The following is a 22,293-nucleotide window of genomic DNA, read 5'->3' on the forward strand; positions in this document are numbered from 1 at the left end:
TTACCAGGCAGAGCCTGGGAACGAGTAATAAAATTAAATCTTTGTGGAACAGGCATCTTGCCTGTTCCTAAAAACAATAACCACCAACCAACAAAATCATGCGCCCCCAACTCTTCATCGAGAAAATCATGCCGGTGAATCTGCTAAACCAGCAGGTTTATTACGAACACGGCGGCAATCCATTTAAAGGATTGCATCGCTGGTATTCGCGCAAACCTTTATCGTTTTCTCGCGCTTCGGTTTTGGGGTCGATTTTACCCGCAGATATCTCTTTAGAAGAGTTTGAATATTTGCTGGGATTGGAACCGGGGAAGGAAATTAAACTCTACAAAACTCCTCCGTCTTCGGTGCGAATTAAAAAGGTTCACGATTATTGCGAGAAGGTGTGGGGGAATCGCACGCCGACGATTTTAGATGCGTTTGCGGGTGGGGGAAGCATTCCGTTTGAGGCGGCGCGGTACGGGTTGAATGTGTTGGCGTCGGATCTTAATCCCGTGGCGGTGGTGACGATGAAGGCGGCTATGGAATATCCGCTGAAATTTGGCCCGGATTTGCAGGAGGATATTGATAAATGGGTGAAATGGGTGGGGGATGAAGCTGAGAAAAGATTGACTGAATTTTTCCCTTCTTTACCAGGTGAAACTGTGCAGAATTATTTGTGGGCTCATACGGTGGTTTGTCCGAGTTGTCAGTCGGTTGTGCCGTTGAGTCCGAATTGGTGGGTAGATAAATCGCCTGGTAGTGCAAAAAAAGGTCAATGGTGTGCGGTGAAACCGATTCCCAATTTGGAACAGAAGCGGGTTGATTTTGAGTTAGTAAAGGGAAAGAAAGGTAAGGAATCGACGATTAAAACCGAGGCCGGTGAGTACGATCCTAGTAAGTACAATACGATTAGCAGAGGTGTGGGTAAATGCCCGAATTGTGATACTGTAATTGAGGATGAAGCCATAAAAGCGATTGCACAATCTTCAGGATTAGGACATCAGTTATATGCCGTTGCTTACCGTCAACGTAGCAGTTCTTTAGAATTTAGAACTACGACAAATCTTGATATAGCAGGGTGTGAAAAAGCCGATAATTTTTTAAATAAAAAAAGAATTGAGTGGGAATCATTAGGATTAATTCCCATGCAAGAAATTCCCGCTAATACGCATAGAGGGCCAGATATGTACCTCTATGGAATTTATCATTGGCAAGAGATGTTTAACTCACGCCAGTTACTAACTCTTGTCACTTATGTAGAAATTATCAGCGAAGCTAAGACGCTGCTACAAGCTGAATACGAACCTAGTAAAGTAGAGGCAATTGTAACTTATTTATCTTTGGTTTTAGATAGATGTGCTGACATGAATTCACTCTTAAGTGGGCAAAAAGAGGTAATGACACATATTAGAGGTGCATCAGCAACACATTCACTAAATTTGATGTGGAACTATTTAGAAACTAATGGAGCCCCATTTTTATTTAATTTATGTGCTGAAGCTGTTACTTCAGACTATATAAAACTTTGTGAATTATTGGGTACAAAACCTCACTCAACTGGCCTACCAGGAATTCAACAATACGGCTCAAAAACTATTAAAATTGATGCTGCGTCAGCCGATAGCCTTTACCACATTACCAACAATTCTGTGGATGCAATTATTACAGATCCACCCTATTATGACGCAGTTCGGTATGGAGAATTAACAGATTTTTTCTATGTTTGGCTACGAGCAAATTTACTCGATATTTTCCCCACTTTATTTATTAACGAACTCACCGATAAAGATAGAGAAGCAATTTCAAACCCTGGACGCTTCCGCAACATGGGCACATCCCCCGACGAACTCGCCAAACAAGATTACGAAGCAAAAATGGCGCTAGCTTTTAGCGAATATTACCGAGTTTTGCGCGATGACGGCGTGATGACAGTCCAATTCAACCACAAAGAATCCGGCGCGTGGGACGTGCTCACAAAATCCCTCATCGATGCCGGTTTCGAGATTACCGCATCCTGGGCTGTCAGTACCGAAAGCCCGCAAAACTTGCACCAAGCCCAGAAAAACTCGGTTTCCAGTACAGTGCTCCTCGTCTGTCGCAAACGCGATCCTAACGCCGCCCAAGCTTGGTGGGACGATTTGCGCCCGGAAGTTGCCAATCTCGTAGAACTTCGCGCCCCGGAATTTGAAGCCAACGACATCAAAGGAATCGACCTTTATTTAAGCGCCTTTGGCCCGGCTTTAAATGTGTTCAGCCGTTCCTATCCCATCCTCGACAGCAGCGGCGAAGAAGTGCGCCCGGAAGTTGCTTTTGCTGAAGCCAGAAAAGCGATTGCAAACTACCGTTTCCGCAAACTTGTACAAACCGATACCGCCGGATTTGACGCCCTGACTCAATGGTATTTCCTCGCGTGGGATGCCTTTGGCGCTGTCGAGTTCCCCTTCGATGAAGCGCGACAACTCGCCCTGGCCGTCGGCGGTTTCGATGTCGTTGATTTAGCAAAAAAATACAAACTGATTGACTCGGTTAGCGGCACTTGCAAATTTTTGACACCGAAACAGCGGCTGAAAAAATCAGCTTTTTCCGCCAATCCGCAAGATTTTTCGATGACATATTTAGTGGATGGATTGCACGCGATTATCGCTTTGTATCAAGAGGATGGAGATATTCAAATCGTGCGCGAGTTTATGAAAAAAACGGCTTTGACAGATAATGATAATTTCATGCGGGCGATAGAGGTGGCGCTGAAAGTTATTCCCCGGATTGGGGATGAGAAGAAACGCATCCCGGAGGAGAAGGCTTTGTTGGATTTGTGGTTGGCGATGGATGAGATTAAGGCCAAGGTTGTTTATCAACAGATGGATATTCCGTTTGAGGGGCAGTTGAGTTTGTTTTAGGTTAGGTCAATTTAAGCTGAAACCCGCAGTTTGGTTTCAGGCAAAACCCGCACTCCGGCAGTCCGGCAGGGAATGAATTCCCTGCCTCAAAGCGAAAGTCCTCTGAAGAGGACTGAAGAATCTCTAGGAATTAATAATTAATATTTAATATATTAATTATTAATTATGTTGTCGGTCGCAAGTGACAAAAGAGGGATAATAGGAATAACTAATCAGTCCTCTTTAGAGGACTTTCGCTATTAGCCAGGGAATTCATTCCCTGGCGGACTCTGGGAAAGCGCCTTAAGACGAAAAAATTTATTATAATTGTATTTACCTTTAAGGCTTCAGGCAAAATCCGCACTCCGGCAGTCCGGCAGGGAATGAATTCCCTGCCTCAAAGCGAAAGTCCTCTGAAGAGGACTGAAGAATCTCTAGGATTTAATAATTAATATTTAATATATTAATTATTAATTATGTTGTCGGTGGCAAGTGACAAAAGAGGGATAATAGGAATAACTAATCAGTCCTCTTTAGAGGACTTTCGCTATTAGCCAGGGAATTCATTCCCTGGCGGACTCTGGGAAAGCGCATTGTTTATCGATCGGAAATCTGGAACCAAATTACTGGAGGTATCGATGAATCCTGAACAACCCGCCCTCTCACCTCTACATCAAAAAATCGATGCTGGCGTTAAAATGGCGATCGCACAGGCGATCGAGAAACACCGCAAACTCGGACAATCTATTAGTATTTGGCAGGATGGGAAAGTGGTGACTCTTTCTGCTGATGAGATTCCACCTTTGCGTAAGTCGTGATTAAAATAAGTTGGTAGTTGCCCGCGCTACGATCCGGCCGGCGCTGAAGCGCAACTACGAACCTTAAAGAATGACTAATAATATGAATTTAACAGATTATGCCTGGCGCATCAGCTATTCGAGCAACGAAAATAACCCGATCGCCGATTTCTACATTCCCGCGCTAGAATGTGCTCTACAGTACGATCGCAAATCCGGCTTTTTCAACAGCGCCATCCTCAGTAAAGTCGCGCAGGGATTGGGCGCGATGCTGCACAATCAAGGGCGGATGCGGTTAATAATGGGCTGTCAATTCAGCCCGCAAGACTTGCAAGCTATCCAGCAAGGTTACGCCCTGCGAGATGCAGTTACTATCCGCCTCGATACGGATTTACAGCCGCCCAAAACTTTCGCGCAACTCAAACATTTTGAAATCCTCAGTTGGCTGATTCAAAACAGTTATCTCGATATTAAAATTGCCGTTCCCCTCAAATCTAACGGCTTACCAGTCGATACTGAAAGTTTACTCGATCGGCAGCATATTTTTCATGAAAAAGTCGGCATTTTTACCGACAGCAAAGGCGCACAATTAGCTTTTAGCGGTTCCAATAACGAATCTCTCAGCGGTTGGGAAAGCAATGTTGAATCTTTCCACGTTTATTGTGCTTGGGAAGGCGGCCGAGATGCAGAACGAGTTTCTGAAGAGATTTTTCGGTTTGAACAGTTGTGGAACAATTTATCGCCGAATGTGCGGGTTTTTGAAGTGCCGGAAGCGGTGAAAAATAAGTTGCTTAGCTATGCGCCTAGCAGTAAACCTGTGTGGAGTCGGGAGTCAGAATTCAACGCCCCCCTACCCCCAAGGGCTGGGCTGTTTCGGGGCAACCACGGGGGGATGGGCGGGCACGGGGGCACCGCCCCTACAAAACCTTCCGTAGGGGCGGTGCCCCCGTGCCCGCCCTGCCCTGAATTATCCGCAGATTATGCTAAATTTGAACCGCTTCTCAATTTGTACGCTTCGCCAAGTTGTCTGGATTATTGTTTGAAATCAATTCCGATCGCACCTTGGCCGCATCAGATTAAGATATTGCGTAGAGTGGCGGCAAATTTCCCGAAAAGTTTCTTAATTGCGGATGAAGTTGGATTGGGGAAAACCATCGAAACTGGGTTGATTCTCCGTTACTTGCTTGTCAGTAAAAAAGTCAAACGTGTGTTAATTTTAGCACCCGCTAGCATTCAGCCGCAATGGCACGAAGAATTGCGCGAAAAATTCAATTTGCACTTTTGGAGTTACAACAAAGGTGAGTTAAAGAATCCGTATGGGGAGAAAAGTCTGTCAGGGGAAGAAAATATTTGGAATTCCCAAAATCTGATTTTAGCATCATCTCATTTAGTCCGTCGGAGCGATCGTACCAAAGAACTCCTAGACGCCAAACCGTGGGATTTGGTGATTCTGGATGAAGCGCATCACGCCCGCCGCCAAAGCCCGCAAAACCGCAAGGAAACTCCGAATCGGTTGCTTCAGTTAATGCAGCAGTTGCGAGAAAAAAGTCGATCGCTGTTATTATTATCCGCCACGCCGATGCAGATTGACGCGATCGAAGTTTTCGATTTATTGCACCTTCTCGGACTGCGGGGACATTGGTCTTATGGTGAGAATTTCTGCAATTATTTTAGCACATTGTCCGACAAACCCGATCGCCAAACCTTGAATTTTTTGCAGCAGATGTCTGTGGATTACTTCCAGCAAGGAGGTTCGCCCTGTACTCGGTTGCAGGAATATTTACAGAAGGGCGATCGATTGCTATATTATAAGTTGCGCGATGTCTGGGAAAAAAACCAGCGAGTCAACCCAAAACAAGTTGTGGAAGACACGGATTTTATCGCCGCTTCCCGCCAATATTTGACAGTGAATACTCCCCTCAAAGATTTGATGTTTCGCCACACCCGCGACACCTTGCGCCAATACTATCAGCGGGGATTGCTGGATCGCGATATTCCCCACCGCGCCGTCAGAGATAATGCCATTACTTTAGAAAATAACCGCGAAGTCCCGCTTTATCTCGCCGTCAGCAATTACGTGCGCCACTTTTACAATCTAGCGCAAAAAGACAACCGCAAAGCGTTAGGTTTTTTGATGACTCTTTACCGCAAACGCCTGACAAGTTCGTTTTATGCCATCCGCGAATCGTTACAGCGCCGCCTCGAAGGAATTAGCATTACTGAAGATGACTTTCAGGATTTAGATGAGGCGGATGATGTAATTTTGGAAGGAATGGAATCTTATTTTGAACCAGCAGATCCTGAAGAGATTAAATATTTAGAAGATTTACTTTATCAGTTCGAGAATACAGGCGAAGATAGCAAGCTTTCGCATTTTATCACAATTTTGCGTCAAGAACTAATCCAGCGCGAAAGTGCGATCGTCTTTACGCAGTACACCGACACAATGGACTATCTCAGAACTGCTTTACAACAATTATATGGTGCTCAGATTGCTTGCTATTCCGGGCGCGGGGGAGAATTATATCAAAATGGAGAATGGCGAACTTTTCCGAAAGAACAAATCAAAACCCAATTCCGACAAGGAATCATCAAAATTTTACTGTGTACTGAATCCGCATCGGAAGGGCTAAATTTGCAAACTTGCGGTGTGTTAATCAACTATGATATGCCTTGGAATCCTATGCGCGTGGAACAACGCATCGGCAGACTCGATCGCATCGGACAGATTTATGATACCGTCAGAATACACAATTTTTATTACGACGGAACAGTAGAGGCGAAGGTTTACAAGAAATTGCGCGCTCGCATCGATGCTTTTCAAACCGTAGTCGGCAATTTGCAACCGATTCTCGCAACAGTTCCCACTTTCATCGAACAGGCTGTGATGAGTGCAGATCCCGAAGAAGAGGGCGTTTTGTTGGGAGAGTTCGATCGCATTTTAGACGCGCCGCCTCGCGGCCCTGCCCTCGATGAAATGGTAGCGATGGATGTAGAATCAGACTTGCAAGAAATCCGTCAACCTTTGCCGCCGACTTCTCTGTTTCCTGAAACCATCGAAAATTTGTTTGTCAATTCTTTGATTTTAAAGCAGATTGGCGCTATCTTCGATCGCTCTGAAAATCGCACTTGGCATCTTAACTATAAAAGTCGCGATTATGCTGTAACATTTTACCCGGATATCTTTGACGAAAATGCTTCACTGCAATTGATGAGTTTTGGCAATCCTTTGTTTGAAGAAATGCTAAGTGCGATCGGGAGCATCTCACTTTTGCAGCCAAGCTAGAAATAGGAGTTAGGAGTCAGGAGTCAGGAGCCAGGAAAAAAGAGTCAGAAGGAAGAAGGAAGGAGCCAGAAGAAGTGTTTTTACAAATATGAGATGCTCCCAGTGCGATCGCCCTTGTGCCAAACTGTGCTTAATCGAATATTTTTAGCTTGTTTCACGAGTTTACGCTATAGCAACCTTCTCGGCAGTTAAGACATTAATGATTTCTTCCACCCTTAATAACTAAGCATCCTGAGTCCTGACTGCTGAGTCCTGACTCCTGACTCCTGACTCCTCCTATACTTTCAGCAGTGCTAGAGTTTGGTGCTCAACTGTGGCACTTTTAGGACTAAACTACTTTTTATGACGATCGTCCTTTTTATTTAATTTGCACAATGTCTTCAGAAACAAACTCAGCGGCTCAATCTACAACTGGTGCAGATGCGATCGATGTTGCGATCGCCTCTGGAATCGACTTTGACGGTACTCCGATTCCGCAAGCAAAATTAGACCTCTACAAGCAAGTGATGGGATTAGAAGCCGGCAGACAGCGCAGTGGCGTGTCAAATACAATGCGATCGCGGATTGTCCGAATCGGTGTCAAACACATCGGACAAGAGGAACTCGATAAAATGCTGGTTGCGGCCAACTTTGCACCGCTGAAAGAGAAAGAAATTGCCTTTTATTACGGCGGTAAATAGATCGTATTTATCGCGCTTATATCATGTCGGGTTGCATCCTTGATGTAGGGGCGGGGCGGGTTTATGAGATCCTTAGTTTTCAACAATTATGGTTGGTGAAACCCGCCCCTGATGATAAGGAACAGTCTTAGATCGTAGGGTAACTGTAGAAGGCGGTATTACGCAATGCAGGAAAAAGACGGCTGGCGACTGCTGCGAAATTTCTCCCAGATGTGCAGGATGTTTCTCAAAAACCGGGTTTTTTGCGTAAGTCCTACTTTTGTAATCCCAAATATCGATCGACCTCCCAATCCCTGCCGATTTTGCCTAAAATAGACATAACCCACGCTCATAACATCTGTCATGCAAAGTTACACCCTCGCAGAAGTATGTAATCCACAGGGGACAGTCTTTAACCGAGCTGCTGTGGAGCCAGTTTTACTCACAGATAAATCGCAGCCCAGCCACGTAATTATGTCCGCTGAGGCCTATCAGCGCTTGATAGAGCGACTGATGGAATTAGAAGATATGCTTTTAGGAAAAGCAGCAAAATCTGCCCTGAGTCAGTCTCAAATGGTTGGTACTAAAACCTTTGTAGAAACACTAAAACAACTCGCAAATGGCGAAACTTGATGGTTTACAAACAGTTCTCGACTTTCTCAAGGGTTTGCAACCTAAAATAGCGGCTCAAATTGCTAAAAAAGTGTTAGCGCTGAATGTCGATCCTTTACCTAATGATAGCAAGCAATTAATCGGATATCCGGGTTATTATCGGGTAGATAGTGGCGAGTATCGGATTATTTACAGCTTTAAGCCCGAAGAAGATTTGGTAGAAATTATTCTAGTTGGTAAGCGTAACGATGATGAAGTATACAAAAAATTAGAGCGCCTTTTTTAAGAAACTCTTTCTCAGTGATGCTGCTTTAAATATCTGGTAATTATTTTGATATTACTCCGGTTTTAAAGTGCGTTCCATCAGTGATAAAACAGCGTGCTCAGGAGTAATTTGCCCATTCAACAAGCGGTAAACTTGACGAGAAACAGGAACTTCAATGCCGCGTTGATTAGCCAAATCAATCAACACATTAGTAGTATTAACACCCTCAGCCGTGCTCTGCAATTCGTGCAAAATTTGCTCCAAAGATTTGCCTTCAGCCAACCCGAAACCCACCCGATAATTACGCGATAAAGGACTGTTGCAAGTAGCGAGCAAATCTCCCAAACCAGACAAACCGTAAAAGGTTTCTGCGCGAGCTCCCAAACGAACTCCCACCCGAATCATTTCCGGCAAAGCGCGAGTCAGCAAAGCCGATTTAGCATTAGTTCCTAATTGTAAACCGTCGCAAACACCAGCGGCGATCGCAAATACATTTTTCAAAGTTCCACCTAACTCAGTCCCCAGCGGGTCTTCATTCACATAAACCCGAAAAATATCAGAACTGTAAATATTTTGCACTTGCTTGGCCGCCGCTACATCCGAACTCGCCGCTACCGTTGCAGCCGGCAATCCTTGCTGAATTTCCTCGGAAAGATTGGGCCCAGAAAGTACCACTATTGAATTGTTAGGAAACGCATTTTGCCAAATTTGAGATGGAGTGCGCGTACTCGCGGGGTCTAAACCTTTGGTGACAGTAACTATAATTGTATCGGGACTTAACTCTAAAGCCAAAAGTCGATCGACTGTTGCTCCAACTCCTTTCATCGAAACTGCCGAAACAACAACATCCGCACCTGTTATAACTGATTCTAGATTAAAAGAACTGCTGCGGGACCACAAATTAACTCGATCGCCTTTTTTGCCTCCCAGATTTGCCAAGGCCGAACCCCAAGCACCTCCGCCTAATATTGTCAAGCTTGGCATAAAATTTAGTTGTTATGAATGAAACCGCAGATGCACGCAAATCAACGCAGATAAATCATAGCAATTAATCCGCGTTAATCCGCGTGCATCTGCGGTTAAAAACTCTTCTCCTACAAACGCGGACGCAATCCATAATGACGGTAACGCCAATAATCGCGCAAAATGCGATCGTGATCGAAACATAATTGATGGGGAATCTGCCAAGATTCAAAAATCTGTAAACTTTTAGCATCGTCGGCGGCTTGAGGTTCGCCCGTTGCAGAAGCCAAGAATACAATACTGATAGTGTGTTCGCGGGCGTCGCGATTTGGGTCAGAATAAACGTAAAATTGCTCAATTAATTCTACATTCAAGCTTGTTTCTTCTAAAGCTTCGCGTTTTGCCGCCGTTTCTACCGCTTCCCCGTAATCGACAAAACCGCCGGGAAGTGCCCAGCCGTAGGGAATATTGCGGCGTTCGATGAGTATGATCGGGCGATGGGGGCGATCGGCTAATTCGATGATAATATCAACTGTAGGAGCGGGATTTCGATAAGTCATATGCGAAGGAAGAAGGAAGGCACGACACGGATTTTGACACGGATAAACGGATTAATTTCAACTGGTTAGGAGTTCCTTCTTCCTGCTGAATCATGCTAAACCGCGAATTAGTACGCGCTGCTTTTGCAAAACCTCTGCATAAAGCTTTTCCAACTCAGTAATATTCTGACTGAGAGTGTATCGATCCATCGCCCGTTGGCGTGCTTTTTGACCAAGCAGCATTCCCAACTCAGGATGATCGCAAAACAGCGGCAGCAAGGTTTGCAACTGACTCCGTACCCGCTGAGTGTTCAAAACTATCCCCGCGCCTTCCTCCAAGGCCTCGCCGTCAGCACCGGCATCCGTTGCCAAACAAGCTAAACCGCAGGCCATCGCTTCCAGCAGCGACAGCGACAGTCCCTCCACCAAAGAAGGCAAAATAAATACGTCTGCACCCCGCAGAATTTCGATCCGGCGTTCCTCCTCGGCAACAAATCCGAGCCACACAATGCCATCATCTTCGCCGTAAAACAGTTGCAGCGAGGCGGCTAGGGGCCCGTCGCCTACGATCGCCAATACGTTTCCAGGGCCAAAATTGCACTGTTTCCATGCCTTGAGCAAAGCCTCGACATTTTTCTCCTGGGCAATGCGGCCTTGGTAAACAAAAATTCGATCGGCCTTTAATTCCGACTTCAGCCCCGAAGGCCCGGGCGAATACTTCACCGCGTCTACTCCGTTGGGAATCACGGCTACCCGTTCTTCCGGCACTCCCAAGCGCACTAAAATATCTCGCTGAATGTAAGAAAATACGATCGTCGAGTCGTAGTTCGCCAAAAACGGAGCGTACAGTTGATACATCAGGTGTTGGGTTCCCGATGTCAAATTCCGCAATTTGCGATCGAACGGCGGGTGAAAAGTCGCCACCAGAGGCAAATTCAATTCTTGACAAATTTCCGGCAGCAGAAAGTCCAGAGGCGAAAGCGTCAGGGAAGCGTGAACCACATCGGGTTTGAGCCGCCGCAGAGATTTCATCAGCACTGTGCGGGACTTGAGAGTGGGAATCGTATAAATTTGCGACTTGTAGTGACAGGGTAAAGAAACTTCGTTGCAACTAGCGGGCGATAGCGAATTCGTATATGAGGTTTGAGCAATTCCCTTGCCCCACGAACCATTTGCCATGTTCCACCCCGTATTGTTCCTGTCTAGTGGGCCCGCTTCTTGGGCGAAGTGCAGGAAACTGACCTGGTATCCCCGGTCTAATAGTGCGTTGGTGACTTCCCTGGAGTAAGTGACGTTACCGCAAAAAGGTGATTTTTTTCCTAGCCAAGCGATGTGCATTCCAGTAAATCAGAGTTTGTTATTTTTTAGATTCGATCGACTTTGCTATTACTGCTACGGAAAATATACCAGGTTAAGACACCCCCAGCCATCGCTAATCCTGCTAAAGCCAAAAATACTGTCGGCAAACCCAGAAATGTTTCTGCTACCCCGGCCAAAGCCAACGGTAAACTCAAAGCAATATTAGTGGCATTGTTTTGCAGCCCGAAGACTTTTCCCCGCATTTCTTCTGGGGTTTCTGCTTGAATTGTAGTCTGCATCGGCACTCCCACCAATGAGGCAAATAAACCCAACAGGGTAATGAACAGCACCGACAGCCACAAATGGTCTGTAAATGCAGAAAGGCCCATCAAAGCAAGTGCCATGCCGATCGATCCGATTAAACTCAGTTGGGAGTGAGAAAATTTATGGCCGAGATAGCCGACAGTCGCCGCCCCAGTAGCCATGCCAACCCCCACCGCCGCCAGCAAAAAGCCAAATTGTGATGCTTTCATACCGGGGAGGATTTCTGCCAGCCGCACTGCTAGAACTGCCAAGGCTGCAAAAATGGAAAATAGAATAATTAGTTGAATTAAAGCATTGCGGACTTTCGGTTGATCGTTGATGTAACGCAGGCCATCTCGCAAATCTGCTAGGGGGTGCGGCGGTTCGTGTTCGACTTCGTTTTTTTCGCCTGTTTTCATCGACAGCAACAGCACTCCGGCGAAGGCGTAACTTCCGCCTACTACTAATTCTTTGCCGATGCCGAGTCCGCCGCCGAGGTTGGAAAATAGGGTGTCGGCTAAAGCTAGTAAGGGTTCTCCGACTGCGAAGCCAATAATCACCGAACCCATCATGGTTGTGGTGTAGAGGGAGTTTGCTGATAGCAGGTGGCGGCGTTCCACAATTAGGGGAATCACTGACTGTTCTGCTGGGGCGAAAAATTGAGTTAGAGTCGAAACGAGGAATGTCACTAGCAGCAGCAAGCAGAATCCGAGTGGCAGTTGACCGAGTTCCCACCCGTCCGAGAGCCACAGCAGCACGGGCAAGGTTAAAACGAAGGCTCCCCGCAGCAGGTTTGTGGCTACCAGCACTGCTTTTTTCGACCACCTATCGACATACACGCCCGCGGCGGCCCCGAACAGCACTGCGGGAATGGTAAAGGCGATCATGATTGCCGATACCCACCTGCTGATGGTTTGATCTGGCGCTTGAAAGCGACTGGCTACGAGGGCGATCGTCAGTACGAGATAAACTTTATCTGCTAGTTGGGAAAAAACTTGCCCACTCCACAATGCTAGAAAATTTGGGTTTTTGAGCACTGGCAGAAATCCCGTTGCTTTTTCGGGCATTTCGGCTACTGCTTCGGAGAGTTCTGCTGCTGGCTCTGGTGTGGGAACCGGGGGGATTGCTTCGGGCTGTTGGCTATTGCCGTTGTTCCAGTCTGGTGCTGGAGTTGTGGGGTATTTATCCATTTCTGGGTCTGGGACGTTGCTCCATTGTCGATCGGCCAAGACGGGATCGGAGCGAAAATCGGGAAAATTTTCTCGTTCTTCCATTTTGTGGTGGGTCACAGCTAAAACAGATATTGTCAAATCAGAATCGGACAGTCGCATCATAGGATTTGGGGTGGATCACCTGGGGTGGTGGAGGTTGGGGAGATGTGAATTTCCAATTGAGGGGTTAACCCCTAAGTTTATTAATAATCTCGTAACTTTTTCTCTATCTATTATCTGATGTCGCAACAACCTTGAGAATTTACCTGAAATGGCCGGCCGGTTCGGGTATCCGCAGGCTGGGGGTGCGATGTTCGATCGCCCGTTCACCGATTTAACTCAACATTCAAAATTTAAAACTCAAAACTCTCTAAGTAGGTGTCGATCGAGCTTCCCGATCGAATCGTGCAACCTAAATGATACTGGGCATATTGCCGCAAAATATTTTCGACAGATACCCAAGCTGTGCGATCGGTAATCCCCTCTCCTAGTTCTGGACTAGCCAACTCTTGCAGCGCTGCTAATTCCTTAGCATTAATCTGGAAATTTGTCAAGTGTTTGCTGCCATTCGTTTGCCGGGAACGGGAGGCGGATCTGGACAAGCTGCCGGTTTCTGAAGAGAGTTCAGCCTCTAGGTTAGCTAGTTCGGACAAGCTAAAGGTTCCCCCAGAGGGTATACTAAACCCGGTTTGCCAGTTCGGATCGGTGAAATTTGGGATGAGCGGGTGTCTGGTGGCGCAGCAAACTTGGACTTGGGGCGCGAGGCCCGCTAAGGCTAGCAGGTGAAAAATGCCGTGGGCGAGGTGAGCAATCAGCACGGCGGCTGATTGGATTTCTGTGCGATCGGACAAACGCTCCAAACGGCTCAAATGTTCGCCCAGCAACCAAAAGAGTTCTTCTTGGGGTTCATCGGAAAGGGCACTGGCGATCGCCAATTCGGCCAGATATTGCGCGGCTGCGAGTTTTCCGAGGTTGCGGCTCAAACCCGGATGGGATTCTACGGTGTTGGCTTGGGTAATTTTGTCGAGCGATCGGCCTTTGGCAATTAGCAATTCGTTAACGACAAATAATTCGCTTCTACCGCCAATGGTCGATCGCTGTTTGCGAACACCCGGTGCTACGGCTCGAATTAAGCCGAATTCCCGCGTCAAAATTGTCAGCACTCGATCGGATTCGCCGATCGGCGCACTCTTGAGATTGATTCCAGTTGCTTTGTAAGTTCTAATCACTCGATTTTAGATTTTAGATTTTATATTTACTACAATACTTCGGACAGTTTCATTGTCCTCGTTGGTCGATCGACCTGGAACAGTCATTCTACTTTTGGCAATCAAAAACAGTCCGAAGTATTGTTACTAGACAGTAGCAAAAACAGTCCAACAGGCAGAACTTTTAGTTGTAAGGTGCGTAAAGGCGCACCAATTCCCAATTAGCCATGACCAATTAGCCATTGCTAATAACTAATGACTAATGACTAATGACTAATGACTTTTATCTAAATTATCTCGCTGGCGGATTAATTCGGGGCCACGAGAAGTCCCCAAACGAGTTGCCCCAGCTACTACCAAATCTAAAGCTTGTTCGTGAGTGCGAATTCCGCCGGCCGCTTTAATCCCAATCCGTCCCTTCGTAACTTCCTTCAGCAGTCGCACATCGTCAACTTTCGCTGGGCCAAAAAAGCCAGTGTTGGTTTTGATGTAGGCGGCGCCGGCTTCCATACAAATCTCAGCCGCTAATTGTTTTTCGGCATCGGAAAGCAGCGAACTTTCGATAATTGCTTTAATGGTGAGATTAGTTTCTTCGCAAATTTGGGCTAATTCCCGGTGGAATTCGTCGATTCTTCCAGCTTTCAACAATCCTAAGTTAACGGAGACATCTAACTCTACGGCTCCATTATCTGCTGCTTCTAGAGCTTCGTAAACTTTCACCGTTGAAGTCGAAGCACCGGTGGGAAAACCTATAACTGTACAGACTTTGGGACGTTTGCCGTGGAGCAGCTCAACAGCTTGTCGGACGTAGGCGGGATACACGCAAACTGTGACAAAGCCAAATCTCTCTGCTTGTTGGCAACAGTGTTCTACTTGCTCTGGCGTGGCGGTGGGGTCGATCAGGCCGTAGTCGATCAAGGGGGCAATATCGATGTCTGCCTGGTTTGCAGCCATTATTTTTTTTCTCTGAGATAACTACTTCCTTATTATGTAGCGAATTTACCAATCTTCCACCGAAAGCAGCCAGAGTACAACCCCCCGCTTTCCTCCGTGAGGTCGCTTTCTCCAATTCTCCAATTCTTCAATGCTTCAATCGATTGACTTTACTCCGGGTTCTAGCAAGTATAAATACTCAATTCGCTGCTCGTAAAAACTCTTGTGGGGATTGGTTTACCAATTTATCTCAAAAAAAAGTTTTCGTATCTCCCTTTAGATATATTTTTGATCTTTCTTTAGGTATACTTTGTTAAAAAGAGTTGCGGTAGAGCCTGCGTCAGCTACGCTATGGCAGAGCCTGGTAGGGGCTACTGTTTTTACTCTGAGTAGTGCTTTAAAAACATAAAAGCCAGTGCCAAGCATGAATCATTTAGAACTCGAACAAGAAATTGGGAAGATGGCTAGAGCGATGATGACTCGCAATAGTTTAATTGGTAAGGATTTGATTGCGGATCTCAGAGGGCGGCTGTCTGTTGACAGTGTAGCTGCTTTGATGATTGTCAGTATTGAGCGTTTGATTTGGTATGACTCCGAGTCCGTGATCTGGAGTTTGAGTTATTTGATTCCTGCTGACGTGATGGAAGAAATTCGCCGCATTACTGCGCTGGTGGTTTGCCAGCGGTTGATGGGCCAGGGTTTTCTGCTGGGGAAAGATTTTAGTATTGATGCAACAGGTCAGTTGCTGTTGAGTGAGAATGCTAAAACAGCGGTTGTGGTTGCTTGAATTGGGCAAGCAGAAGTAGAAGCTATTAGCACTATGAGATTTGCAGTTAGACTTGGGGCGTCCTAGGACTCTTTGTGTAACTGCAAACCTAATTCGGGATGCGGTGGAAAGAGTTGCGTGATTCACGCAGAGTTAAGATTCGCAGCAGCTCTAAAAAATGATGAGTGTGGTTAGAGAAAAGAGCATTTTACCAGAGGAAAATAGTTAGTTTCGATCGCAAATTGTTGAGGTTGTTACTGGCCCTGTGTACCGGCGATCGCCCTGTATCAAATTTTTCAGATTTTTAGTGGAATTACAGTTTTACTCCAGGTATGATTTCATGTAGAATCATCCCTAAGATAGATACAAAATATTATGAACTTAATTCAAAACTTGGAAGCGGCTTGGTATTACCATCTGGGTTCGCGCCACCTCGAAGCTAACGACGATCATGGTGCCCTGGCGAACTTTAACAGAGCTTTGAAGTTGCAATCAGATCATTATAAGGCTTGGTTCGGCCGAGGTATGGCTCTGGGGAAATTAGAACGGCACTTAGAGGCGCTGAAGAGTTTTGATGAAGCCTTGGCGGTGGAGCCGAATGCGAGCTTTGGCTGGCACAACCGGGCTATTGCTTTAGGAAAGTTGGGCCGCTGGTTGGACGCTCTCAACAGTTTTGACCGGGCTCTGGAGTTCAGTCCGTGCGCGGCGAGTATTTGGCACAACCGGGGACTGACGCTGATCGATATGGGGCTTTACGAGAAGGCGGTTCTGAGTTTTGATCGCTCTTTAAATTTGTACCCGGAGGCTGCTTGGGCATGGTACAACCGAGGTAATGCTTTGTTGGAACTCAAGCTTTACTATCAGGCGCTCAACAGTTTTGACCGGGCGATCGAGTTTAAGCCTGATGACGCGAAGGCTTGGTACAATCGCGGTATAGCTGCGAACTCTATGGGACTTTACAAACAAGCAGTGGCTAGTTTTAGCCGATCGATCGCTCTACAACCGGGCAGAGCCGATGCTGTGGGCGAACGGAGAGTTGCTTTGGAGAAATTAGTAGGTTTAAATCAGAGAAATGCCAAGTTCACTCCTACATCTGAGCGTCCCTTTGAAGATTATTTGATTTGGTACAACCGGGGTGTGGAATTGGCGCGAAAAGGCTGCTACTCTGAGGCGATTGCTTGCTACGAAACAGTCTTAGAAATAAATCCTGATTTTGCTAACGCTTTTTACAATAAAGCTTGCTGTTATGCGCTACTGGGATTTGCTGATTTGGCCCTTGACAATTTGCAGCGGGCTGTTGAGTTTATCCCTAATTTATACCGAGAGCTAGCTTTAGCTGACTCGGATTTAAGCTGCATTTGGAAACAAGAACGTTTTGAAGCGCTGATCCAAGGTTGATTTTACGCAAAAAAACAGCTCGCCCCATTGGCGAGCTGTTTTTTCGGCGGCGCAAATTCGATCGCCCTCAAGAGTATTGTAAAACTTCGTTGAGTTTGTAAGCACTTATAAGCAATAGTAGTATGCTATTATCGTAGCGGTCGAGTGGAATACACGCCATCTAAAAAATGGAAGCCTTAAATGCAGCTAACAGAGCGACATATCATTAAATCTACGGAAGATCGTTTCGCTGAAATTGATGAATTAGCTTTTAAATCCAAGAATCTCTACAACGCGGCCAACTACGTCATTCGTCAGCATTTTATTTATGGATGGGGCTATGTTGGCTACAACGAAATGAACCGTTTAATGAAGTCTTGTGAAGCATACAAAGCTTTACCAGCCAAGGTTAGCCAACAAATATTAATGGTGTTGGACAAGAATTGGAAATCATTCTTTGAAGCAGTTAAAGCTTACAAAACAGATTCCTCTAAATTCACTGGTCGCCCGAAATTGCCGAAATACAAGGATAAGACTAAAGGGCGAAACATTCTCGTCTACACAATTCAAGCGATTAGCAGCAAGCAGTTAAAAAAGGGAATCATTAAACTTTCCGGTACTGAACTTTCAATTAAAACTAAAGTCGCTCCCGATCGAATTTGCCAAGTTAGACTGGTTCCGAAATGTGATTCCTATGTAATTGAGGTAATTTACGATAAACCGGAGTCTACCGTCAGCAACAATAACTTTGTAGCTAGCATTGATTTAGGACTGGATAATTTAGCGGCGCTAACTTCAAATCAACCGGGATTTGTCCCTTTGTTGGTTAACGGGCGACCGTTGAAATCTATCAACCAGTTCTACAACAAGCGCAAAGCCAAGTTGCAATCCCAGTTGAAAGGGAATCGCCAAACCTCATCTCGCATTCGACACTTAACTCGCTGTCGCAACCAAAAAGTCGATAATTACTTGCATCATGCCAGTCGCCTAGTTGTTGACCTTTTGAGTGCAAAACGGATTGGAACGCTAGTAATCGGTAAAAACGCACAGTGGAAAACTGAGATCGATCTAGGGAAGCAAACTAACCAAAACTTTGTCAGCATTCCTCACGCTCGATTAATTGAGATGTTGGAATACAAAGCTCGATTAGTTGGAATCGAAGTAATCGTACAAGAAGAGTCCTATAGTTCGCGAGCCAGCTTCTTGGGCTTAGATTCAATACCTGTTTACGGGAAAACCGATAAAGACCCCGTTTTTACTGGCAAGCGAATCAAAAGAGGTTTGTACAAAACATCGATCGGTCAATTAATTAATTCTGATGTCAACGGTTCGTACAACATCCTCAGAAAAGCAATCCCAAATGCGTTCAGCAATGGGATAGGGAGCTGCGTAGTTCAGCCGAGGCGGGTCAATCCGCTCAAAGTAAAAGTGAAGGGGGAGGGACTTGAAGCCTCCCATGCCTATATATGACTATACTTTTACCAGCTATTTGTGCAATCTTTGCTATTGCACAGAAACTCGGATTGAGGACTTGACCGGCCTCTTGGCAACTACGATTACCCGGTAAGTGCCGGACTCAGGGAGTTGAGCAAAAGTTTGACCTTCGCCTTGATCCAGGAGTTCTCCCGTCGGAGATTCGATCGCCAGATCTAGATTTTTGTTGCTAGCTGTCACCCTAATTGTCTGTCCCTGCTGGCCTTGAACCGTGATGGGCTGGATTTGGTAGCCGGACATTTTGAGTTTGACTGTGGCTTGTTTTTCCTTGAATGCTATGGGAATTGCGCGATCGGGCCTATAAGTCCACTTGGCGTTAAAGTCGCGTCCCAGTACAAAGCTGGTAGTTTCACCTTTCGGGGTAACTCGCACGCGATAGATGCCGGACTCTGGCAACTGGCCCATCCACTGATTGTCTGCTTTTTCAATAACCCCCATATTTTCACCATTGGGACTGTAAAGTTGGGCTGTCAGTTGTCCCGCCCACAGGGAGAGAGTGAGTTCTCGCCCTTTGACGCCTTCAAAAATATAGGTGGTGGGTTGGTTGATGGTTTCTCGGATTTCCGAGGTTGACATTCGCTTGATCGGTTCGAGGTTGGGAACTGATTCAGAGGTAACGGGTTTGTTAAGGGTTTCTGTAATTTCCGAGGCAGCTATCAGCTCGCTCGGTGCAATTTTGGGGGCTACTGGGCTGGCAAATACTGATTTTGCCGTCATCATGAGTAGCATTCCAGTCAGTAAAATTAGTTTTTTCATGTCGCACTTCCGAGGGGGTAAGGAATTGTATATGGTTACTTGTGTTTGCCTGTTTTCACCGGATTAAATCGGGCGATCGCACAGAGGCTACAGGAGGATATAGGATACACGTAAATATCCCGTACTTGCACAAAACCTGCGGGTAGCAAGTTGGCAGTGCGGGAGCTAAGTAGTAGCCTCAGTTTGTCGGGACATTTTAATCATACTCCTTACGCATAATATCATCACAGAATATTAGTAATTGGGTCTAGGAAAACAGGAGCTTTTTTAGCCCACCTTCGGCACCCGCTCAGTATCACACTACGAATTTTGGGATGAGTGAGAATTTGGGACTGGTGATCGCAAAACTGATTTCTGTGTCAGTTAGAGCGTATTCCAGGTTTATGAAGTAGGGACAACCGCCGGGTCCCGTGTCCCTACGGCGGAGATAGAGCGATAGCCCGGTGTCCTTCATAAACGTGGAATCTGCTGTATATAAAAAGTAACTTAATTTGTTCGCAAAATTCCTAATGGGACTTAGACAAAAGCCTAGGTAAAAATGGCTTCCAACCTAGATGGAGAAAAACTTTTAGCTCGAATAGGCGTAAATTTAGTATTCACGCATAGTTTCAGGCGTTTTGAGGTCATCGACCTGTTTTCCTTGTAGAGAGGTTCTCAGCTCTTTTAGGGGCTAGAAAATGTATAAGTCCCACTAAAAAACCGATTGTGACAGTAGAGGGTGCAGAAAGAGGGCTAAAAAGCAGTCATCTTTCCTTTAACTCACAGGTTTAGTCAGTTTATGGTTCACAAACTAGATCGTTTTATGTGGCAATCGATTCTGAGCTATCTTCAATTTTCCACGCTCCGCCCCAAAAAGGCGTGTCATCAGGATTATACAAGTAAAAGCCATCCACAAATCTATCTCGTTTAAAAAATACCCACCCCGAATCGAGGGGAAAATATTCGTTAACGAATCGAGAAATTATAAGAGAATTGAGTTGGCATGAATAAAGCGTATATATATCGCCATCCTCATCTACTATTTTCCAAATCCACCAAGGATTTTTTTTCCCCTGGTACACATAGTTGCTGGGTAAATTAAATCGCACACCTAAGCCTCCAATAGCATCTCCAATCCTATAATTATAGGAAATTGATTGACAGGGGATTGTTCCTTTTTTTGGCAAAAAATAACGATGAGCAAGGATAGATGATTCTCTTCTCAAAATAGCACTGCAAACCCAACTATCTTCTACACACATAAATCCATCTTCTTCTTTAGCCTCGAAATTACCCAAGGGGTAGTTACAGCAAATATAACCAAAAGGATCGCAGCAAAAGTTAAAAAAATTTGCATCCGTTTGAGATACTTCGTGTAAGTTTAAAAAATCCCTACAATTTGTGCGCCCCAATACATCTATTAATAAAGATTGTAAGAGCTTATCTTGTGATTCTTGACTATCTACAGTCAAAATTTTATAAACTGCCTCAAGAATTACTACAATATATCTTTCTACACGAGAACTTAAAATTGAATCAAAAATCAAACTCTTTTCTATGGGATTAGTAAGAGTATCCTGAAAAATACTTATTAAAGATTCAAAGAGCTGTTCACATAAAATTTCTGTTTCCAAACCAATAGCATAGGGAGCTTGAATCCTTTTTTTTGTGTTGAGAAAAAGGAGAGTTTTCCACGTAAAAATTTTAACTAATGTACTATTACTTTCGTGGAGTAAAGGGTGAATTTTTTGATAAAGATACTCAATTTGTTCCCTTTGTTTGACTTCTGACTCTCCTGTTAAAGGATCTGTCTTATGACAAAAATTAAATTCATGAATTGAAGCACATATGGCATTAGCTATTAATAAAACTTTTTCTTCGTTAACAAGATCCAGATAGGTATCGCTTTTAGTTAAAATTTCCAGCAAGTTCATCTTATGTTCGCAATGATGTGATTTAATAGCCAGCGTCCAAAGTTTAAGACAATGATCAAAAATGTTAGTAACTCTCTTGGAAATCAAAAAATTGAGATAGCGTTCAAAAGGCATTAAAAGCATACCATCTTTTTTCTGGAATTCACCCCAATGATAAGCAAATATTAATTGACAAACGCTAAGATTTTGTTCTGCCTTGTGTCTCATTATTGGGAAAGCTTCTGTCATCTTTTCAGATGAGCTATTTCTTTGGCCTATATTTGATAAAGCTTTAAGCCAGAAAAAGAAATTATAGTCATCAGGTTGGATATTTTGAAGCTGGCTTTCAATTTTTATAGCAATTTCTTTACCTTTTGGTAAAAGTAAGCCATCTGCCGAAAGCAAAGATGCAGATAAAACTTCAGCAGCCAGCAGCCTCGTATGAAATCTTAAAGTTTTTGTCCCCCGTTCTGGCAGTAAAATATTTTGCATTTCTTCTATTAATTTATCTGCCACCCATGTAGAGCATAACAATTTCAGAATTTCGGCTAAAATTTGTCGCAATTTCCCCCAAGGGTTTTCTTTAAAGATTTCTAGTAAAGCGTAGAACTGGCTTGAACTAATACTGCCTACTTTTTCTTGGTAAATGGTAATTTTGTCCTGAATTTCATTAGGTAAAAGGTTAACTAAGAGTTGTTCTTTAATAGGTTTAGTAGCTAAATATCTAAGTTGTTCAGGAAAAAAACTATCCATAGGAATTTGCAGCTTTTGGGAAATCAAGAATAAATCTACAGCGTCTTCTAGGCGTTTATTTCCACTTTCAATTCTAGTAACGGCTGTTCGATCTCGTCTAATAAGTTGAGCAATTTCACTTTGTGAAAGCTTCATTGATTCACGACGGGACTTGAGTTTTTGAGCTATCGCTAAGTAGATTTCTTCGGGAAATCGGGGAATTGAAGTCATCGCTATGATTTTTTTCGAGTAATTTCGTTAATTATAACCCACATTCCGCACCCCCAACTGGCACATACGCGGATTGAGGGGGTAAAAGTGAATTATCCGAGATCGAGGGTGA

17 protein-coding genes are annotated in these 22,293 nt (G+C 44.9%); 9 read left to right on the forward strand and 8 right to left on the reverse strand.

Features of this window, described 5'->3' with window-relative positions; genetic code table 11:
* Positions 1-98: 98 nt before the first annotated feature.
* From QUB06_RS30435 to QUB06_RS30460, 6 genes are all read left to right on the forward strand, one after another.
* The gene (locus QUB06_RS30435; RefSeq protein ID WP_333438450.1) at positions 99-2,879 is read left to right on the forward strand and encodes a DUF1156 domain-containing protein; all 2,781 of its coding nucleotides are present in this window, start codon (positions 99-101) and stop codon (positions 2,877-2,879) included.
* A gap of 617 nt (positions 2,880-3,496) precedes the next feature.
* Positions 3,497-3,676, forward strand: coding sequence for a hypothetical protein (locus tag QUB06_RS30440; protein ID WP_332980743.1), 180 nt, complete (start codon positions 3,497-3,499; stop codon positions 3,674-3,676).
* Between the two features lie 70 nt (positions 3,677-3,746).
* Complete coding sequence (locus tag QUB06_RS30445) at positions 3,747-6,941, forward strand: SNF2-related protein (protein ID WP_333438451.1); 3,195 nt, start codon at positions 3,747-3,749, stop codon at positions 6,939-6,941.
* A 374-nt stretch (positions 6,942-7,315) separates the two neighbouring features.
* Positions 7,316-7,621 (forward strand): small RNA NsiR4-regulated ssr1528 family protein, encoded by a 306-nt coding sequence (locus tag QUB06_RS30450; RefSeq protein ID WP_015178377.1) that lies wholly within the window; start codon positions 7,316-7,318, stop codon positions 7,619-7,621.
* A 342-nt stretch (positions 7,622-7,963) separates the two neighbouring features.
* Positions 7,964-8,233 carry a type II toxin-antitoxin system Phd/YefM family antitoxin gene (locus QUB06_RS30455; RefSeq protein WP_333438452.1) on the forward strand — a complete coding sequence of 90 codons (270 nt, stop codon included), beginning with the start codon at positions 7,964-7,966 and terminating at the stop codon, positions 8,231-8,233.
* A complete protein-coding gene (locus QUB06_RS30460) occupies positions 8,220-8,498 on the forward strand; it encodes a type II toxin-antitoxin system RelE/ParE family toxin (RefSeq protein ID WP_333438453.1) in 279 nt (92 codons plus the stop codon). Before QUB06_RS30455 ends, QUB06_RS30460 begins: the two co-directional genes overlap by 14 nt.
* 51 nt (positions 8,499-8,549) lie before the next feature.
* Here the strand turns inward: QUB06_RS30460 and QUB06_RS30465 are convergent, their stop codons facing one another.
* From QUB06_RS30465 to deoC, 6 genes are all read right to left on the reverse strand, one after another.
* Positions 8,550-9,461 (reverse strand): NAD(P)H-dependent glycerol-3-phosphate dehydrogenase, encoded by a 912-nt coding sequence (locus tag QUB06_RS30465; RefSeq protein WP_333438454.1) that lies wholly within the window; start codon positions 9,459-9,461, stop codon positions 8,550-8,552.
* Positions 9,462-9,571: 110 nt separating this feature from the next.
* A complete protein-coding gene (locus QUB06_RS30470; RefSeq protein WP_333438455.1) occupies positions 9,572-10,000 on the reverse strand; it encodes an NUDIX hydrolase in 429 nt (142 codons plus the stop codon).
* Positions 10,001-10,090: 90 nt separating this feature from the next.
* Entirely contained in the window at positions 10,091-11,317 is a 1,227-nt protein-coding gene (locus tag QUB06_RS30475) for a glycosyltransferase family 4 protein (protein WP_333438456.1), read from the reverse strand.
* Positions 11,318-11,343: 26 nt separating this feature from the next.
* Entirely contained in the window at positions 11,344-12,915 is a 1,572-nt protein-coding gene (locus QUB06_RS30480; protein WP_333438457.1) for an MFS transporter, read from the reverse strand.
* 230 nt (positions 12,916-13,145) lie between these two features.
* Positions 13,146-14,021: a DNA repair protein RecO gene (gene recO, locus QUB06_RS30485; RefSeq protein WP_333438458.1), complete on the reverse strand. Its 876-nt coding sequence runs from the start codon at positions 14,019-14,021 to the stop codon at positions 13,146-13,148.
* 252 nt (positions 14,022-14,273) lie between these two features.
* Positions 14,274-14,954, reverse strand: a complete 681-nt coding sequence (gene deoC / locus QUB06_RS30490) for a deoxyribose-phosphate aldolase (RefSeq protein WP_333035673.1) — start codon at positions 14,952-14,954, stop codon at positions 14,274-14,276.
* Between the two features lie 403 nt (positions 14,955-15,357).
* Between deoC and QUB06_RS30495 the strand changes: the two genes are divergently transcribed.
* From QUB06_RS30495 to QUB06_RS30505, 3 genes are all read left to right on the forward strand, one after another.
* Positions 15,358-15,720, forward strand: coding sequence for a hypothetical protein (locus tag QUB06_RS30495; RefSeq protein ID WP_333438459.1), 363 nt, complete (start codon positions 15,358-15,360; stop codon positions 15,718-15,720).
* A 354-nt stretch (positions 15,721-16,074) separates the two neighbouring features.
* Positions 16,075-17,097, forward strand: coding sequence for a tetratricopeptide repeat protein (locus QUB06_RS30500; RefSeq protein WP_333438460.1), 1,023 nt, complete (start codon positions 16,075-16,077; stop codon positions 17,095-17,097).
* Positions 17,098-17,277: 180 nt separating this feature from the next.
* Positions 17,278-18,546, forward strand: a complete 1,269-nt coding sequence (locus QUB06_RS30505; RefSeq protein ID WP_333438461.1) for a transposase — start codon at positions 17,278-17,280, stop codon at positions 18,544-18,546.
* A 33-nt stretch (positions 18,547-18,579) separates the two neighbouring features.
* Here the strand turns inward: QUB06_RS30505 and QUB06_RS30510 are convergent, their stop codons facing one another.
* Both QUB06_RS30510 and QUB06_RS30515 read right to left on the reverse strand, forming a co-directional pair.
* Positions 18,580-19,326 (reverse strand): hypothetical protein, encoded by a 747-nt coding sequence (locus QUB06_RS30510; RefSeq protein WP_333438462.1) that lies wholly within the window; start codon positions 19,324-19,326, stop codon positions 18,580-18,582.
* Positions 19,327-20,126: 800 nt separating this feature from the next.
* Entirely contained in the window at positions 20,127-22,181 is a 2,055-nt protein-coding gene (locus tag QUB06_RS30515) for a helix-turn-helix domain-containing protein (RefSeq protein ID WP_333438463.1), read from the reverse strand.
* Between the last annotated feature and the right edge of the window lie 112 nt (positions 22,182-22,293).

This window comes from Microcoleus sp. D2_18a_D3 (assembly GCF_036702455.1).
Taxonomy (GTDB): Bacteria; Cyanobacteriota; Cyanobacteriia; order Cyanobacteriales; family Microcoleaceae; genus Microcoleus.

Bases quoted from the DNA above. Each gene is read 5' to 3' on its own strand.
- QUB06_RS30470 (WP_333438455.1), bottom strand. From the start codon at position 10,000: ATGACTTATCGAAATCCCGCTCCTACAGTTGATATTATCATCGAATTA.
- QUB06_RS30450 (WP_015178377.1), top strand. From the start codon at position 7,316: ATGTCTTCAGAAACAAACTCAGCGGCTCAATCTACAACTGGTGCAGAT.
- QUB06_RS30435 (WP_333438450.1), top strand. From the start codon at position 99: ATGCGCCCCCAACTCTTCATCGAGAAAATCATGCCGGTGAATCTGCTA.
- QUB06_RS30505 (WP_333438461.1), top strand. From the start codon at position 17,278: ATGCAGCTAACAGAGCGACATATCATTAAATCTACGGAAGATCGTTTC.
- QUB06_RS30440 (WP_332980743.1), top strand. From the start codon at position 3,497: ATGAATCCTGAACAACCCGCCCTCTCACCTCTACATCAAAAAATCGAT.
- QUB06_RS30510 (WP_333438462.1), bottom strand. From the start codon at position 19,326: ATGAAAAAACTAATTTTACTGACTGGAATGCTACTCATGATGACGGCA.
- QUB06_RS30460 (WP_333438453.1), top strand. From the start codon at position 8,220: ATGGCGAAACTTGATGGTTTACAAACAGTTCTCGACTTTCTCAAGGGT.
- QUB06_RS30455 (WP_333438452.1), top strand. From the start codon at position 7,964: ATGCAAAGTTACACCCTCGCAGAAGTATGTAATCCACAGGGGACAGTC.
- QUB06_RS30445 (WP_333438451.1), top strand. From the start codon at position 3,747: ATGACTAATAATATGAATTTAACAGATTATGCCTGGCGCATCAGCTAT.
- QUB06_RS30515 (WP_333438463.1), bottom strand. From the start codon at position 22,181: ATGACTTCAATTCCCCGATTTCCCGAAGAAATCTACTTAGCGATAGCT.
- QUB06_RS30480 (WP_333438457.1), bottom strand. From the start codon at position 12,915: ATGATGCGACTGTCCGATTCTGATTTGACAATATCTGTTTTAGCTGTG.
- deoC (WP_333035673.1), bottom strand. From the start codon at position 14,954: ATGGCTGCAAACCAGGCAGACATCGATATTGCCCCCTTGATCGACTAC.
- QUB06_RS30475 (WP_333438456.1), bottom strand. From the start codon at position 11,317: ATGCACATCGCTTGGCTAGGAAAAAAATCACCTTTTTGCGGTAACGTC.
- QUB06_RS30495 (WP_333438459.1), top strand. From the start codon at position 15,358: ATGAATCATTTAGAACTCGAACAAGAAATTGGGAAGATGGCTAGAGCG.
- QUB06_RS30465 (WP_333438454.1), bottom strand. From the start codon at position 9,461: ATGCCAAGCTTGACAATATTAGGCGGAGGTGCTTGGGGTTCGGCCTTG.
- QUB06_RS30500 (WP_333438460.1), top strand. From the start codon at position 16,075: ATGAACTTAATTCAAAACTTGGAAGCGGCTTGGTATTACCATCTGGGT.